This is a genomic window from Curtobacterium sp. MCLR17_042 (genome assembly GCF_003234695.1).
Taxonomy (GTDB): domain Bacteria; phylum Actinomycetota; class Actinomycetes; order Actinomycetales; family Microbacteriaceae; genus Curtobacterium; species Curtobacterium flaccumfaciens.
This window is the reverse complement of record NZ_QKTD01000004.1, coordinates 37,400-52,979: the sequence shown is the minus strand read 5'-3', so window position 1 is coordinate 52,979 and position 15,580 is coordinate 37,400. Positions and strand designations below refer to the sequence as shown.

Annotated in this window: 17 protein-coding genes; 9 read left to right on the top strand and 8 right to left on the bottom strand. The window is 70.4% G+C overall.

The window, feature by feature from the left end:
* Window positions 1-4 precede the first annotated feature (4 nt).
* Together ispD and DEJ02_RS05970 are read right to left on the bottom strand one after the other, a co-directional pair.
* The gene (gene ispD, locus DEJ02_RS05975; RefSeq protein WP_111032329.1) at window positions 5-1,231 is read right to left on the bottom strand and encodes a 2-C-methyl-D-erythritol 4-phosphate cytidylyltransferase; all 1,227 of its coding nucleotides are present in this window, start codon (window positions 1,229-1,231) and stop codon (window positions 5-7) included.
* 61 nt (window positions 1,232-1,292) lie between these two features.
* On the bottom strand, window positions 1,293-1,775 hold the full coding sequence (locus DEJ02_RS05970; protein WP_017888066.1) for a CarD family transcriptional regulator: 483 nt from the start codon (window positions 1,773-1,775) through the stop codon (window positions 1,293-1,295).
* Window positions 1,776-1,916: 141 nt separating this feature from the next.
* Here DEJ02_RS05970 and DEJ02_RS05965 point away from each other — a divergent pair, with 141 nt between their 5' ends.
* A complete protein-coding gene (locus tag DEJ02_RS05965) occupies window positions 1,917-2,573 on the top strand; it encodes a hypothetical protein (protein ID WP_128780543.1) in 657 nt (218 codons plus the stop codon).
* Window positions 2,574-2,669: 96 nt separating this feature from the next.
* Here the strand turns inward: DEJ02_RS05965 and DEJ02_RS05960 are convergent, their stop codons facing one another.
* Both DEJ02_RS05960 and DEJ02_RS05955 read right to left on the bottom strand, forming a co-directional pair.
* A complete protein-coding gene (locus DEJ02_RS05960; RefSeq protein ID WP_027466611.1) occupies window positions 2,670-3,350 on the bottom strand; it encodes a response regulator transcription factor in 681 nt (226 codons plus the stop codon).
* Entirely contained in the window at window positions 3,347-4,513 is a 1,167-nt protein-coding gene (locus DEJ02_RS05955) for a cell wall metabolism sensor histidine kinase WalK (protein WP_071404724.1), read from the bottom strand. Before DEJ02_RS05955 ends, DEJ02_RS05960 begins: the two co-directional genes overlap by 4 nt.
* A 146-nt stretch (window positions 4,514-4,659) precedes the next feature.
* Between DEJ02_RS05955 and phoU the strand changes: the two genes are divergently transcribed.
* Both phoU and DEJ02_RS05945 read left to right on the top strand, forming a co-directional pair.
* Window positions 4,660-5,328, top strand: coding sequence for a phosphate signaling complex protein PhoU (gene phoU / locus DEJ02_RS05950; protein WP_027466613.1), 669 nt, complete (start codon window positions 4,660-4,662; stop codon window positions 5,326-5,328).
* A gap of 50 nt (window positions 5,329-5,378) precedes the next feature.
* Window positions 5,379-5,927, top strand: coding sequence for an AAA family ATPase (locus DEJ02_RS05945; RefSeq protein ID WP_111032328.1), 549 nt, complete (start codon window positions 5,379-5,381; stop codon window positions 5,925-5,927).
* A gap of 183 nt (window positions 5,928-6,110) precedes the next feature.
* On the opposite strand, the gene DEJ02_RS05940 is transcribed toward DEJ02_RS05945, so the two are convergent.
* A complete protein-coding gene (locus tag DEJ02_RS05940) occupies window positions 6,111-6,857 on the bottom strand; it encodes a phosphoglyceromutase (RefSeq protein WP_111032327.1) in 747 nt (248 codons plus the stop codon).
* A 44-nt stretch (window positions 6,858-6,901) separates the two neighbouring features.
* Here DEJ02_RS05940 and DEJ02_RS05935 point away from each other — a divergent pair, with 44 nt between their 5' ends.
* Entirely contained in the window at window positions 6,902-7,675 is a 774-nt protein-coding gene (locus tag DEJ02_RS05935) for a class I SAM-dependent methyltransferase (RefSeq protein WP_111032326.1), read from the top strand.
* A 95-nt stretch (window positions 7,676-7,770) separates the two neighbouring features.
* On the opposite strand, the gene DEJ02_RS05930 is transcribed toward DEJ02_RS05935, so the two are convergent.
* From DEJ02_RS05930 to DEJ02_RS05920, 3 genes are all read right to left on the bottom strand, one after another.
* Window positions 7,771-8,853 (bottom strand): folate-binding protein YgfZ, encoded by a 1,083-nt coding sequence (locus DEJ02_RS05930; protein ID WP_111032325.1) that lies wholly within the window; start codon window positions 8,851-8,853, stop codon window positions 7,771-7,773.
* Entirely contained in the window at window positions 8,853-9,455 is a 603-nt protein-coding gene (locus tag DEJ02_RS05925; RefSeq protein WP_027466617.1) for an FABP family protein, read from the bottom strand. Before DEJ02_RS05925 ends, DEJ02_RS05930 begins: the two co-directional genes overlap by 1 nt.
* A gap of 136 nt (window positions 9,456-9,591) precedes the next feature.
* Window positions 9,592-9,873: a hypothetical protein gene (locus DEJ02_RS05920; protein WP_128780538.1), complete on the bottom strand. Its 282-nt coding sequence runs from the start codon at window positions 9,871-9,873 to the stop codon at window positions 9,592-9,594.
* A gap of 136 nt (window positions 9,874-10,009) precedes the next feature.
* Between DEJ02_RS05920 and DEJ02_RS05915 the strand changes: the two genes are divergently transcribed.
* From DEJ02_RS05915 to DEJ02_RS05895, 5 genes are all read left to right on the top strand, one after another.
* Complete coding sequence (locus DEJ02_RS05915) at window positions 10,010-10,693, top strand: response regulator transcription factor (RefSeq protein WP_017888078.1); 684 nt, start codon at window positions 10,010-10,012, stop codon at window positions 10,691-10,693.
* A complete protein-coding gene (gene mshD, locus DEJ02_RS05910) occupies window positions 10,693-11,523 on the top strand; it encodes a mycothiol synthase (RefSeq protein WP_111032324.1) in 831 nt (276 codons plus the stop codon). Before DEJ02_RS05915 ends, mshD begins: the two co-directional genes overlap by 1 nt.
* 83 nt (window positions 11,524-11,606) lie before the next feature.
* Complete coding sequence (locus DEJ02_RS05905) at window positions 11,607-12,200, top strand: hypothetical protein (RefSeq protein ID WP_111032323.1); 594 nt, start codon at window positions 11,607-11,609, stop codon at window positions 12,198-12,200.
* Window positions 12,201-12,316: 116 nt separating this feature from the next.
* Window positions 12,317-14,482: an RNA degradosome polyphosphate kinase gene (locus DEJ02_RS05900; protein WP_071404719.1), complete on the top strand. Its 2,166-nt coding sequence runs from the start codon at window positions 12,317-12,319 to the stop codon at window positions 14,480-14,482.
* Entirely contained in the window at window positions 14,479-15,426 is a 948-nt protein-coding gene (locus DEJ02_RS05895; RefSeq protein WP_111032322.1) for an NUDIX domain-containing protein, read from the top strand. The genes DEJ02_RS05900 and DEJ02_RS05895 overlap by 4 nt, the downstream gene beginning before the upstream one ends.
* Window positions 15,427-15,580 lie beyond the last annotated feature (154 nt).

The window sequence follows — 15,580 nt, the reverse complement described above, 5'->3', positions numbered from 1 at the left end:
GGTTTCAGGAGGGACGCACGAGTGCCGTGGCGATCGCCGCGAGCCCTTCGCCACGGCCGGTGAACCCGAGCCCGTCGGTCGTCGTGCCGGACACGGCGACGGGCGCACCGACGACCGCGGACAGGGCGTCCTGCATCTCGTCACGGCGACGACCGATGCGCGGCCGGTTGCCGATGACCTGCACGGTGACGGACACCGGCACGAGCCCGGCGTCGGCGAGCAACGCGACCGCGCCGCGCACGAACACGTCCCCCGTGGCGCCGGCGTACTGCGGGTCAGCGGTGCCGAAGCGTCCGCCGATGTCACCGAGGCCCCCGGCGGAGAGCAGGGCGTCGCACACCGCGTGCGCCACCGCGTCACCGTCGCTGTGCCCGGAGAGACCGGGTTCGCCGAGGAAGTCGAGCAGCCCCACGCGGCAGGGCGAGTCGTCGTCGAAGGCGTGCACGTCGACCCCGAGCCCGAGTCGGACCGCGACGACGTCCGCCTGGCTGGCACCCGCCGCACCGGCACCAGCACCAGCACCGGCACCGGCACCGGCACCGGCTTCGGTCCGCGCCCGCACGATGGACTCGGCCCGGCCGAGGTCCCACGGCGTCGTGATCTTGAAGGCGTCGGCGTCACCCGGCACAAAGCGCACGGTGCCCCCGACGGCCTGGAACACCCCGGCGTCGTCCGTCTCGGACTGCGACGACACCGCGTACGCCCGCCGCAGTGCCGCGAGCGGGAAGCCCTGCGGCGTCTGCACCCCGACGAGCGCCGCACGGTCGACGGTCTCGACCACGACGTCACCGTCGACCCGCTTCACCGTGTCCGTGACGGGGAGCGCCGGCACGACGCCCGCACCGTCCCCGACGGCGACGGCGTCGAACACCCGCGAGAACTGTGCCGCCGGCGTGAGGCACCGCGCTGCGTCGTGCACGAGCACCGTGGTGACGGAGTCCGGCAGGACGGCCAGGCCGGCCTCGACCGACCCGTGGCGATCCGCGCCTCCTGGGACGACGGCCGTGTACGCGACCGCGGCACCCGCGACGGAACTGACCACCTGCCGGCACTCGTCCAGGTGCGACGCGGGTGCGACCACGACGACGAGCGTCGGCAACGGCAGCGCGAACAGGGGTTCGAGCGCCCGCGCGAGCATCAGCGCACCGGCCACGGGCACGAACGCCTTCGCGGTCCCGATGCCGAGCCGGGTGCCGGAGCCGGCCGCAACGACGACGACCGCCCGGTCCACCCCTTCGGGGAACCGCGCGGTCGTCGTTCGTGCTGTCGTGTTCAGTGCGCTGTCGTCAGGCTCAGGAAGCCAGGACCTCGTCGAGGACGGTCGATGCCTTGTCCTCGTCGGTCTTCTCGGCCAGCGCGAGCTCGGAGATGAGGATCTGCCGGGCCTTGGCCAGCATCCGCTTCTCACCCGCGGAGAGCCCGCGGTCCTGATCGCGCCGCCAGAGGTCGCGAACGACCTCGGACACCTTGATGACGTCACCGGAAGCGAGCTTCTCGAGGTTCGCCTTGTAGCGGCGTGACCAGTTGGTGGGCTCTTCCGTGAACGGCGCCCGGAGGACCTCGAACACCTTGTCGAGTCCTTCCTTGCCGATCACGTCGCGGACACCGACCAGGTCGACGTTGTCCGCCGGGACCTCGATCGTCAGGTCACCCTGCGTCACCCGCAGTTTCAGGTAGACCTTTTCCTCGCCCTTGATGACGCGAGTCTTGACTTCAGAGATGGTTGCCGCCCCGTGATGGGGGTAGACGACGGTCTCGCCGACCTCGAATTGCATGTATCAGGCTCCGTTCCCAGACATCCAGTTTACCACAAGGGCCGTTCCGGTAAGGGGACCCTCAACGCTCACCCCTCCCGGTGATCGCTAGGATGGGCGCGGGGACCGCCCGGTCTCCATCGTGACTTACGGAGGAATCTCTTGCGACCTCGGGTACTCGTGTCCGTCGCCGTTGCGGCAACCATCGCGCTCGGCGCCACCGGGTGCGAGTTCATGTCGCCGGCCCACACCGTCGACATCAAGCAGATCACCGACGGCGTGGACGTCTCGACCGGCAAGGTCGACGTGCGGAACGCCCTCCTGATCTCGGACGACGGTGAGAGCGCCCGCTTCATCGGCACGCTCGTGAACAACGACGACCAGGACGACTACACCGTCTCGATCGAGATCGGCGGCGACACCCAGACCGTCGACGTGCCGGCGAACACCCACGTCGACCTCGCCATGGCCGCGGGTGCGGGCAGCGACGACGAGTCGAGCGTGCAAGAGGGCGACACCACGCAGGGCACCACCGCCGGTGACGCCGAGCCGATCGTGTTCGACAACGCGGACGCCAAGCCCGGTTCGCTCGTCAAGGTCTACTTCAGCTACCCCGACGCCGAGGGCACCTCGGCCAACGTGCCGGTGCTGACGAGCTCGCAGGAGGAGTACCAGACCCTCGCGCCGAGCCCGACCCCGACGCCCACCTCGACATCCCCGTCCGAGAGCGGCGCACAGTCGACCGGCGAGGCCGTGCCCGGCACGCAGCCGACCGACTCGCAGACGGATTCGTCCGAGGGCGACAACGGCACCAACTGACGCCGACGGGCGCGGCTGACACCGCGCCCGGATCGTTCGCACAGGAGGCCCGGTGCGAGTCCCAAGGACTCGCACCGGGCCTCCTGTCCGTCCGTCTCAGGCCTCGATGCGGTACCCGAGACCGCGGACCGTCACCAGGATCTCGGGGGTCGACGGGACCCGCTCGATCTTCGAGCGGATGCGCTTGATGTGCACGTCGAGGGTCTTGGTGTCGCCGAAGTAGTCGGAACCCCACACCCGGTCGATGAGCTGCCCGCGGGTCAGCACACGGCCGGCGTTCCGGAGCAGCAGCTCGAGGAGCTCGAACTCCTTGAGCGGCATCGGGGTCTCGGACCCGTCGACCGACACCGTGTGCCGCTCGACGTCCATCCGGATACCGCCGACCTGCAGGATCCCGCTGTCCGCCGGGTCGTCCTCGGTGCGGCGACGGAGCACGGCACGGATCCGGGCCAGGAGCTCCCGGGTCGAGTACGGCTTCGTCACGTAGTCGTCGGCGCCGAGCTCGAGCCCGACGACGATGTCCACCTCCGAGTCCTTCGCGGTCAGCATGATGATCGGCGCGTTCGACCGGGTCCGGATCTGCCGGCACACCTCGGTGCCGCTCAGGCCCGGCAGCATGAGGTCGAGGAGCACCAGGTCGGGGTTCTCCGCGTCGAACTTCGACAGCGCGGTCACGCCGTCTGCAGCGACGGAGGTCTCGTACCCCTCGCGCTGCAGCAGGAACTCCAGGGGCTCGCTCAGGGCCGGCTCGTCGTCGACGATGAGGATCTTGGTCACGATGGCTGCTCTTCCAGTTGCTCTTCGAGTGCTGTGGTCAGTTCGGGATCTGCCTCGGGCAGACGGATGGTGAAGGTCGAGCCCTTGCCGGGCTGCGACCAGACGCGCACGTCACCACCGTGGTTGCTGACGACGTGCTTGACGATCGCGAGCCCGAGGCCGGTGCCCCCGGTGGCGCGCGACCGTGCGGGATCGACACGGTAGAACCGTTCGAAGACTCGGTCGAGGTCGGCCTCGGGGATGCCGACGCCCTGGTCGGTGATGGCGATCTCGACGAAGCCCTTCGACGACCGGACGCCCACACCGACACGGGTGTTGTCCGGCGAGTACTTCACCGCGTTGGCGATGAGGTTCGACACCGCGACCTGCAGCAGCCCCCGGTCGCCCATCACCCGCAGCTTCGACTTCTTGGCGCGGATGATCTCGATCGAGCGGGCGCGGGCGACGACCTCGTTCGCGTCGATGGCGGCCTGCACGATCTTGTCGATGCCGGTCTCCTCGCTGTTCTCGAGGGCGTCGACGGACTGCAGCCGGGACAGCTCGATGATGTCCTTCGTCAGCGCTCCGAGCCGCTCGGACTCGGTGATGAGCTGCGCGGCGAACTTCTTCACGTGCACGGGGTCGTCGGCGGCGAGGACGAGGGTCTCGGACAGCAGGCCGATGGCGCCGATCGGCGTCTTCAGCTCGTGCGAGATGTTGGCGACGAAGTCGCGGCGGACCTCGTCGATGCGCCGGCTCTCGGTCAGGTCGTCCGCCGTGAGCAGGACGTACCGGTTGCCGAGCTGGGCGGCACGGAAGCTGAGGTAGCCGATGAGCTCTCCGTGGCGGCCACGCGGCAGCTCGAGGTCCTCCGACCCCATCTCCCCGCTCTTGCGCACCCGGTCGATGAGCTCGAGCAGTTCGTGGTGCACCAGGCGTCGGCGCACGACGAGCCCCGCAGTGAGGGCCTGGGGGGATGCCGCGACGACGGTGTTCGACGGGTCGATGACGACCGCCGGGTTGTGCATCGTCGCGATGACCGCTGCGACGCCGTCCGGCAGGGTCCGCTCCGCCACGTCGGCAGCACGTGCCGTCCGCTCGGCGGTGATGATCAGCACCACGACGCCCGCGCCGAAGACCCCGCCGAGGAGCATCGACAGTGGCACGAGCCACGCGTTGTCCATGCCGCCAGTGTAGGGATGGTCATGCGGGGTTCCGGTACCGTTCACCGTCTGCGGAAGGCCAGAACGCGAAGCGTTCAGCCCCGCGTCACCGTTCGTTCACCTGGGCTGACGACACTCGTCCGGTACGCAGAGAGAGGTACTCCCCCATGCGCGAAGTCTTCCAGCAGGAACTCCAGGACGTCCAGGAGCGACTGACCGAGATCGCCGGGCTCGTCGAGTCCGCCATCACCCGAGCCACGCAGGCCTTCAGCGACTCCGACGTCGCCCTCGCCGAAGAGGTGATCGCCGACGACGAGAAGATCGACCTCGCTGCGAACAGCCTCGACGAGATCGCGATCGACATCCTCGCCCGCCAGGCCCCGGTCGCCCGCGACCTGCGCGTCGTCGTCACGGCCCTGCGCGTCAGCTCCTCGCTCGAGCGCATGGGCGACATGGCCGAGCACATCGCGCAGCTCGCCCGCCAGCGCTTCCCCGAGAAGGTCGTGCCGAAGGGCCTCCGCAGCACCTTCAAGGAGATGGGCCGGCACGACGTCGCGATGGCGCAGAAGCTCACGCGGCTGCTCGCCACCGAGGACATCGCGCTGTCGGCCGAGATCCGCGACGAGGACGACGCCGTCGACGAGCTGCACGCCAGCGTCTTCGACTTCGTGCTCGGCGAGGCCTGGAAGGGCGGGCCGATCGACACCGTCGACGCCACCCTGGCCTCCCGCTACCACGAGCGCTTCGCCGACCACGCGGTCTCGATCGCGAAGAAGGTCGAGTACCTGGCGACCGGCGACTGGACCGGCGCGTCCACCTCGACCGCGGCGGTCTGACCTGACCCGATCGGTCTGACCCGGCCCGATCGGTCTGCGAGGATCGTGACATGGCCCAGGTCGCGATCATCGTCAACGGCATGCCCGGTTCCGGCAAGAGCAGCATCGGCACCGCACTCGCCGAGGTGCTCGGTTGCCCGTTCCTGTCGAAGGACCGCATCAAGGAGCCCCTCGCCGACGTCGTCGGCCCGATGATCGCCTCGCGGCCGCTCGGCGGCATCGCGATGGACACGATGTGGTCCATGGCGCGGGCCGTCGAGAACGGGGTCGTCCTCGACGCCGTCTGGCTGCCGTCCCGTGACCGCGACCTCCTGGAGGCCGGACTCGCGTCCGCAGGGACACCTCGCGCCGTCGAGGTGTGGTGCGACACGGACCGCGCCACCGCCGAGGAGCGGCTGCGCGACCGGTACGAACCGGGCACCGTGCCGGTGCGGCACGAGGTGCACGGAGACCTCGCCGACGTGCTGGCCTTCTGGGACGAGCACGGCGACGACGCCCGGCCCGTCGGGCTGCCCGGCGTGCCGGTGATCCGGGTCGACACGACGAAGCCCTACGACGTCGGGGCCCTGGTGCAGGAGATCGCGTCGCACTTCGTCTGACCGGCCACGGCTCGTCGAGCCGACCACGCTGCCGGAGCGACAGGTCGTCGACGGGGCGATCCGTTCCTCCTGGCAGAGCGACAGGAGTCGGCGGAACGTCGGCGGCCCACTGTCGCCCTCGCGAAGCCCCGCACACGCACGAACGCCCCGCCCGGATACCGGACGGGGCGTTCTGCGTGGGTGCTACTTCTTGGCGCCCTGGGCGGCCACGGCGGCGGCGCCGGCTGCGGCGGCCTCGGGGTCCAGGTAGTACGCGGGCTTCGTCGGCGTGAAGTCGTCGTCGAGCTCGTACACCAGCGGGATGCCCGTCGGGATGTTCAGGCCGGCGATGTCGTCGTCGGAGATGCCGTCGAGGTGCTTCACGAGCGCACGCAGCGAGTTGCCGTGGGCCGTCACCAGCACGGTCTTGCCGGCGGCGAGGTCCTTCGTGATGTCGGACTCCCAGTACGGCAGCAGACGCTCGATCACGAGCTTGAGCGACTCGGTGCGGGGCAGCTGGTCGCCGAGCTCGGCGTAGCGGCGGTCACCGAACTGCGACCACTCGGCGTCGTCGGCGATGGGGGGCGGCGGGACGTCGAACGAGCGGCGCCACTCCATGAACTGCTGCTCGCCGTACTCGGCCAGGGTCTGGGCCTTGTCCTTGCCCTGCAGGTCGCCGTAGTGGCGCTCGTTGAGGCGCCAGTCGCGCTTCACCGGCAGCCAGGCCAGGTCGGCCTGCAGCAGCGCGATGTCGGCCGTCTGGATCGCACGGGTCAGGAGCGAGGTGTACAGGACGTCGGGGACGATGCCGGACTCGGCGATGAGGTCGCCGGCGCGCTTCGCCTCCTTCTCGCCCAGCTCGCTGAGCCGGACGTCGACCCAACCGGTGAACAGGTTCTTCTGGTTCCAGTCACTGTTGCCGTGACGGAGCAGGACGAGCGTGGAGGTCATGCCTCCGAGTCTACCGAGCGGTACCGGCCCCGTACCCTTGACGCATGCCCATCGGGAACGTGACGCGCGGGACGACCGGGTACAACCGGCTCCGCCGCGTCGACCGGTGGATCGCGACCCTGCCGGTGCTGCGCCGGACGGACGACCCGCTCGTCGCCGACGTCGGCTACGGGGCCTCACCGACCACCACCCTCGAGCTGCGCGACCGGCTGGCGGCCGTCCGACCCGACGTCGAGGTGACCGGCATCGAGATCGAGCCTTCACGGGTCGCGCTCGCGAACGCCGGGACGCGTGACGGCGTGACGTTCCGCCTGGGTGGCTTCGAGACCCCGACGCCCGGGCAGCGCCGGCCCGCCGTCATCCGGGCGTTCAACGTGCTGCGGCAGTACGACGAGTCCGCGGTGGTCGGGTCGTGGCGGATCATGCAGGACCGGCTGCAGCCCGGCGGTGCGCTCGTCGAGGGGACCTGCAACGAGGTCGGCCGGGTCGCATCGTGGGTGACACTCGACGACGTCGCGCCGCACACCTTCACGGTGTCGCTCCGGCTCGCCGGGCTCGACGTGCCCTCGATCGTCGCCGAGCGGCTGCCGAAGGCCCTGATCCACCGAAACGTGCCCGGCGAACGGGTGCACGCGTTCCTGCGCGACCTCGACCTGTCGTGGGCGGTGGCGGCTCCGCTCGGCACGTACGGGCCCCGGCAGCGGTGGATCGCCACGGTGCGCGGGATGCGTGACCGCGGCTGGCCGGTGCTGCACGGGGTGACGCGCTGGCGGCTCGGTGAGCTCAGCGTCCCGTGGTCGGCCGTCGAGCCTGCCTGACGCTGCGACGCAAGACACCGGTGTTCGCGCTCCGAACACCCGCAAACCGCGGTGCGACCGGCGAACACCGGTGTTTTGCGACCGTCAACGGGGAGCTAGGAGCGCTTGACGGCTCCGAGCCGGGGCAGGCGCGGGACGTTCGCCGTCGCACCGGCCTCGGGCGGGACGATGGTCTCCTGCGCCGCGGTCACCACGACGTCGTCGGCCTCGAGCCGCAGGGTCGCGGTGGGGTCGAGTGAGCGCTTCACCACGGCGAGCCCGATCGGACCGAGCTCGTGGTGGATCGCCGAGGCCGAGAGCCGACCGACCTGCTTGTCGTCGAGCAGCACCGGGGTGCCGGGCGCCGGCAGCACGCCATCGGACCCGTCGAGGTGCAGCAGCACGGCCCGACGCGGCGGGTGCCCGAGGTTGTGGACCTTGGCGACGGTCTCCTGCCCCCGGTAGCAGCCCTTCGACAGGTGCACGGCGGAACGCAGCCAGTCGAGCTCGTGCGGGATCGTCCGCTCGTCGATGTCGGACAGGGTCGGGCGCCAGGCGGCGATCCGCAGCGCCTCGTACGCGAGGAGCCCCGCGACGGGCACGTCCGACGCGGCGATCGCGGCCGCGGTGCCGGGGGTGACCACGGCGATGCGGAGGGTCCAGTCGGAGCCGGGGTGGGCCTCCTGGTCGGCGTAGCCCCATCCGCCCGGCGTGACGGCGCCCCACGGGTCGACCCACTCGGCGACGGGCGGTTCCGGCAACTCGACGGACGCGAACGGGGCGTCCGCCCCGAACCAGCCGAGGGTGAGGAAGTCGTCGGAGCGGTCAGTGACCTCGACCCGGAGCATGAAGCGCATCGAGTCGAGCCACCCGGCGAGCGGCGCAGCGTCAGTGCGCTCGGTGAGCAGCCAGACCGTCGCACCGTCGTCGACGACGCGGGCCGCGTGCTCGACGCGTCCGGCCTGGTCGAGCACGAGTGTCTCGGTGCTGACGCCGGTCGGCAACCCGGTGAGCTGCTGCGAGGTGATCGAGTTGAGCCACGACAACCGGTCCGGTCCGGAGACGGTGACGACACCGAGTCCGAGCTCGACGACGGCACGCCCCCGGGTCAGCAGGCGCTGCTCCCCGATCGGGTTGCCGAAGTGCGCGGCGACCGAGTCGGCCGCGACGAAGCCGTCCCGCGCGGCGAACACCGACATCAGTCGACCTTCGCGAGCTGCCCCGAGGCGTGCGAGGTGAGCTCGCGACCGAGTGCGGCGATGTCCCACGCCCAGAAGAGCTTGCCCTCGACCAGCCCGTACAGGCGGGTCGCGGCGGAGTAGTCCTTCGCGTTCGGCGAGCGCAGCACGGCGTCGGTCGACAGGTCGATCCGGCCCTTCAGCACCCGGCCGACGTAGAGCTCGTTGACGCCCGTCGGGTGGATGATCGCGGCCTCGACGTCGAAGCCGTCCGTGGTGTTGCGGAGCGCCTCGACGCTCTCGACCGTGCTGAAGGGCGTGGGGCCGTCGCCCAGGAGCATCGCGGGGCCGCGGTCGCCCGGCTCGGTGGGACGGTCGATCCGCCAGTAGCCCATCTCGGCGGCGAGCGGGGTGTGGTCGTCGTCGAGCAGCCAGGTGGTCGACGAGTAGTTCAGGTACGGCAGGCCGTCGTGGCTGAAGCTGACGCGCTGGCCGAACTCGTAGTTCCGGACCTCGTCGTCGTCACCGACCGGGTACTCGACCACACCGGTGCCCTCCCACACGCCGACCAGCCACGACAGCGGGACCAGTTCGGGGGCGAGGCCCTCGGGCAGCTCGATCAACGCTGGCCCTTGAACAGCTTCACGACGACGACCACCGAGATGAACGCGATCGCGAGCGACGCCAGGCCGAGGAGGCCGACGTAGAAGAGCTCGAGCGCAAGCAGCGAATCCATGCTCGGAGTCTACGCGGCTCGGCTCAACGCGCCAGGAGCACCACCGCGGTGACGAGGACCACGACGAACGCCCCGGACGACGCGATGCTGATCCGTTCGACCAGACCGTCCTTCGTGGCGGTGATGAGCTGCAGCACGAAGCTGACCATCACGCAGGCGACGAAGACGAGCAGCAGCCAGGCGAAGGCGTCGCGCTCGGCCACGGTCAGCACGAGCACGGCCCCGACGACCGCCAGCACCCAGACCGGCAGGACGGACGTCAGCCGCAGGCGACGCTGGTCGGTGGGGTGCACGGGCTCGGTCACGCGCTCCATCATGGCAGGGACGTGCGGAACGCACGCACCGTGCGGTGCGGGATGACGCGCAATCCGTCCGGCCGGATGAGTCCTTCCCGAGCATCACTAGGATGTCTCCACGACGTCATCCACCTCCGGAGGTCCTGTGGCACAGCTCCTGGTACTCACCTCGACCGCGCCCGGAGACGTCCTGCCGAGCCTGGGCCTCCTGAGCCACCGGATCCGCCACGTGCCGGCCGAGGCCGCACAGCTGGTCAACGCCCCGCAGAGCGACCTGATGTTCGTGGACGCCCGCACCGACCTGGTCAGCGCGAAGGCCCTGTGCAAGATCCTCGCCTCGTCGGGGTCGACCACGCCGATCGTGCTCGTCGTCACCGAGGGCGGGCTGACCGCGGTGAACAGCGACTGGAACGTCGACGACGTCGTGCTCGAGAGCGCGGGCCCGGCCGAGATCGACGCCCGCATCCGGCTGTCGGCCGGTCGTGCGGCGAAGGGCCAGACGAGCTCGAAGATCCAGGCGTCCGGTGTCGTCATCGACGAGGCCAGCTACTCCGCCAAGGTGCGCGGCCGGCCGCTCGACCTGACGTTCAAGGAGTTCGAGCTCCTGCGCTTCTTCGCCACCCACCCGTCACGCGTCTTCACCCGCGAGCAGCTGCTCAGCGAGGTCTGGGGCTACGACTACTTCGGCGGCACCCGCACGGTCGACGTGCACGTCCGACGACTGCGCGCCAAGCTCGGCGACCTCGAGTCGCTCATCGGCACCGTCCGCAACGTCGGGTACCGCTTCAACGTCTACGACGACGAGGCCGAGCGCCTGATGGGGCAGTAGTGCTGCCCGACCTCGGCAGCTACGTCGCCCCCGGCGAGGCTCCCCCCTTCTCCGACCAGACCCTGGTGGACGTCCGCGCGGGGCGCGCGACCGTCCTGACCGTCGACCACGGGGTCGCCGTGGTCCGTGACGGCGAGCTCGAGATGGTCGTCGCCCAGGAGGCCCGTGGCCGGGGCATCGGCACCGCCCTGGTGACGCAGGCACTCGCGCTGGGCGGCGGGGCCGCTCCCCGGCTCGCGTGGGCGCACGGGGACCACCCGGCAGCGCGTGCGCTGGCCGACCGGTTCGGCTGGCGCGCGGTCCGCACGCTGCTGCAGCTCCGGGCACCCGTCGCCGACTCCGATGTGGACGTCGCCGCCGACGTCGAGCTGCCCGACGACTACTCCCTGTCGGCGTTCCGCCCCGGCACCGACGACGAGACCGACTGGCTCGCGCTGAACGCCGCCGCCTTCGCACACCACCCCGAGCAGGGGCGGATGACGCTCGACGACCTGCACGCCCGCGAGGCCGACGACTGGTTCTCCGGCGAGGACCTGCTGCTGCTCCGCGATGCCTCCGGGCAGCTCGCCGGCTCGTGCTGGCTCAAGGTCGAGGACGGCATCGGCGAGTTCTACGCCGTCGCCGTGCGGCCCGACCTGCAGGGGCAGCGACTCGGCGGAGTGCTCATGCGTGCGGGCACCGCTCGGCTGCGCGGCCGCGGCTTGACCGCCGCCGCACTGTACGTCGAGGGGGACAACGAGCCGGCGCTGGCGCTGTACCGGCGGTCGGGGTTCACGCAGCACGCGATCGACGTGCAGTACGCGGCACCGGAGCAACCCTCAGGTCACTGATACGCTGCGCCCATGATCCAGGGGGACCAGGGCGGATCGCCCATCGAACGACGACATCCGGACGCACGGTCGGGGGCAGACCGGTGAACTTCAACCCGTTGCCGGTGTTCCTCGCGATGGCCGCGATGGTCGCCATCCCCGCCGTCGTCACCGCACTCGTCCGCCAGAGCGACCGGAAGCGACCCCCGTCGACGGTCGTCGGGGACGAGGCGTACGGCGTGCTCTTCACCGTCCGCGCTCGCCGGTGGAACTACCTGCTGCTCCGGATCATCGGGATCGTCTTCATCGTGGTCGGCGGGTTCTTCCTGCTGGCCGCACTCGCCCTGCTCGACGACCCCGAGGCGATCGGGATGCTCCTCGGCGGTCTCGGCATCGGGCTGTTCGGGCTGCTGTTCGTCTACCTGGGCGTCGGGCAGAAGCGGCGCCGGGTCGAGGCGTACGACTCGCAGCTGGTCGTCACGCCGATGTTCCGTGCCGCCCGGATCGTCGACCCCGCTGCCATCAAGCACATCCGGCCCACGACGAACCGCTTCGGCGGCCTGGACGTCAAGGTGCACGGCCAGCGCGGGGTGATCAGTGTCCTGTCCATCGATGCCGCCTACCCCGAGTTCTGCGCGTGGCTCGAGCAGCGGGCGCCGGCGCAGTGGGGCGCGTTCGTGCAGGTCTTCGCGCGCTGAGCGCAGCACCTCGGTCCGTCGCGGCCGTTCCTGCACAACCGAACGGTTCACCGCCGGTTTCCACAGCGTCCACCGAGGCCCCTCCGGTGGCAGGGGCCGGGTGGCAGGATGTGGGGATGGACACCGAACCGCAGCTCGACGGCGAATCCGTCGCACCCGACCTCGACGACTTCGACGAGGTCGTCGAGATCGAGCACGAGTCGCTGCCGACGGACCGCTACTTCGACCGCGAGCTCAGCTGGCTCCGGTTCAACCAGCGCGTGCTCGAGCTGGGTGAAGACCGCACGCAGCCCCTGCTGGAGCGGGCGAACTTCCTGGCGATCTTCGCGTCCAACCTCGACGAGTTCTTCATGGTCCGCGTCGCCGGCCTGAAGCGCCGCATCGACACCGGCATCGCCGTCCCGACCAACGTCGGCCGTGCCCCCAGCGACGTCCTGCGTGACATCGCGAAGAAGGCCCACGAGCTGCAGGACCGGCACGCCCAGGCCTTCATCGGGTCGCTCAAGCCCGACCTCGACGCCGCGGGCATCCACATCGAGCACTGGTCCGACCTCGACGAAGCCGACCGGCAGCGGATGCGGGAGTACTTCAACGAGCAGATCTTCCCGGTGCTCATGCCCCTGGCCGTCGACCCGGCGCACCCGTTCCCCTACATCTCCGGGCTCTCGCTCAACCTGGCGGTGCGGGTCCGCAACCCGAAGTCGCAGCGCCAGGAGTTCGCGCGCCTCAAGGTGCCGCAGAACTTCTCCCGCTTCATCAAGCTCCCCGACGACAACTCCGGCCGGATGCGCTTCATCCCGCTCGAAGACCTCATCGCGAACCACCTCGACGACCTGTTCCCGGGGATGGAGGTCCTCGAGCACCACGTGTTCCGGGTCACCCGCAACGAGGACGTCGAGATCGAGGAGGACGAGGCCGAGAACCTCATCCAGGCCCTCGAGCGCGAGCTCCTGCGACGTCGGTTCGGTCCGCCGATCCGCCTCGAGATCACCGAGGACATGGACCCGGTGACCCTCGACCTGCTCGTGCGTGAACTCGACATCACCGAGGAAGAGGTCTTCCGGCTGCCGTCGCCGCTCGACCTCGGCGGACTGTTCGAGATCTCCAAGATCAACCGTCCGGACCTGCACTACCCGAAGCACGTGCCGACCACCCCGGTGCAGTTCCAGCCGGGTGAGCCGAACACGAAGCCCGACCTGTTCCGCGCGATCAAGGCGAACGACGTCCTGGTCCACCACCCCTACGAGTCCTTCGCCACGAGCGTGCAGGCGTTCCTCGAGCAGGCCGCGGCCGACCCGAACGTGCTGGCGATCAAGCAGACCCTGTACCGCACCTCCGGCGACAGCCCCATCGTCGAAGCGCTCATCGACGCAGCGGCCGCCGGCAAGCAGGTCCTCGCCCTGGTCGAGATCAAGGCCCGCTTCGACGAGCAGAACAACATCACCTGGGCCCGGAAGCTCGAGAAGGCCGGCGTGCACGTCGTCTACGGCCTGGTCGGACTGAAGACCCACTCGAAGCTGGTGCTCGTCATCCGGCAAGAGGGCGGGACGCTCAAGCACTACAGCCACATCGGCACGGGCAACTACAACCCGAAGACCTCGCGCATCTACGAGGACATGGGGCTCTTCACCTCGGACGACACGGTGGGCAAGGACCTCACCCGCCTGTTCAACGAGCTGTCCGGCTACGCCATCGAGAAGAAGTTCAAGCGCCTGCTCGTGGCACCGCTGCACCTGCGGAAGGGCCTGCTCAAGCGCATCCAGACCGAGGCCGCCAACGCCCGCGCCGGCAAGCCCTCGGGCATCCGGATCAAGGTCAACTCGATGGTCGACGAGCAGATCATCGACGCGCTGTACCTGGCGAGCCAGGCCGGTGTGCCGATCGACGTGTGGGTTCGCGGCATCTGCTCGCTCAAGCCGGGCATGGAAGGCGTCAGCGACACGATCCGCGTGCGGAGCATCGTCGGGCGCTACCTCGAGCACTCCCGTGCGTTCGCGTTCCACAACGACGGCGACCCCGCGGTGTTCATCGGCAGCGCCGACATGATGCACCGCAACCTCGACCGACGCGTCGAGGCGCTCGTGCGGCTGGTCGCCCCGGACCACATCAACGAGGTCCAGGAGATGTTCGACCTGGCGATGGCCGACACCGCCAGCTCGTGGCACCTGGAGTCCGACGGCGAGTGGACGCGGCACTCCACCGACGATGCGGGCCGTCCGCTTGAGGACGTGCAGAATGTGACCATGCGGAAGATCTCGGCCCGGAAGCGCTCGACTCGGTGAGCGGCGGTCCCTCGGGCCCCGTCGTCGCTGCGGGTGCGGTCGTCTGGCGCGAACAGGACGGCACGCCCCTCGTGCTGCTCATCCACCGCGACCACCACAAGGACGTCTCCCTGCCCAAGGGCAAGGTGGACCCGGGCGAGGCCGTCCCGACGACCGCCGTGCGCGAGATCGACGAGGAGACCGGGTACCGCGTCCACCTCGGCGCACCGCTCGGCACCGCCGAGTACGTGCTGCCGAACGGCCGCGACAAGGTCGTGCACTACTGGGCGGCCCGGGTCTCGGCCAAGGAGTACGCCCGCGCCGGTGCCTTCGTGCCGAACCACGAGGTCGCCGCGCTCGAGTGGGTCACGATCGACGACGCCCGCAACCGCCTGACGTACGAGCGGGACGTCGCGATCCTCGACCGGTTCGCCGAACGCGCCGCCGCCGGACAGCACCGCACGTTCGCCCTGATCACCCTGCGCCACGCGAAGACGGTGCCCGGCTCGGACTGGGACGGCCCCGACGCCACCCGTCCGCTGCTGCCCGTCGGCCGTTCGCAGGCCAAGGCCGCCGCGGCACCGGTCGCGGCGTTCGGCCCGAAGAAGATCGTGAGCAGCACGGCGGCGCGGTGCCTCGCGACCGCCGAACCGCTGTCCGCGGCGACGAAGCTCGGGGTCTCGAGCACCGCCGACATCAGCCAGGACGCCCACGACCGCGGCGCCGCCGACGTCAAGGGCGTCGTCCGGCGTCGGCTCGACAAGGGCAAGACCGCCGTGTTGTGCTCGCACGGTCCGGTGCTGCCCGACATCATCGCCAGGATCGCCACCGCGACCGCCGACGACTCCGGCCGCTTCGACCTGCGCCGCGCCGCGATGCTGTCCGTCGGGGACTTCTCCGTCATGCACATCGCCGGGGACACCCTCGTCGCGGTCGAGACGCACCGCAACACGATCCCGGCGTAGCCGGCCACCGCCGGGCCGCAGCGCCGGCGGACCACAGTGCCGCCGGACAGCAACACCACCGCACCGCAGCCGACGTGACCGGCACCCGGCCACGCGACGGGGCCGCGCCGCGCCCGGGAACGCGATCCGGGCCTCCCGACCGCTCGTCCGCGAC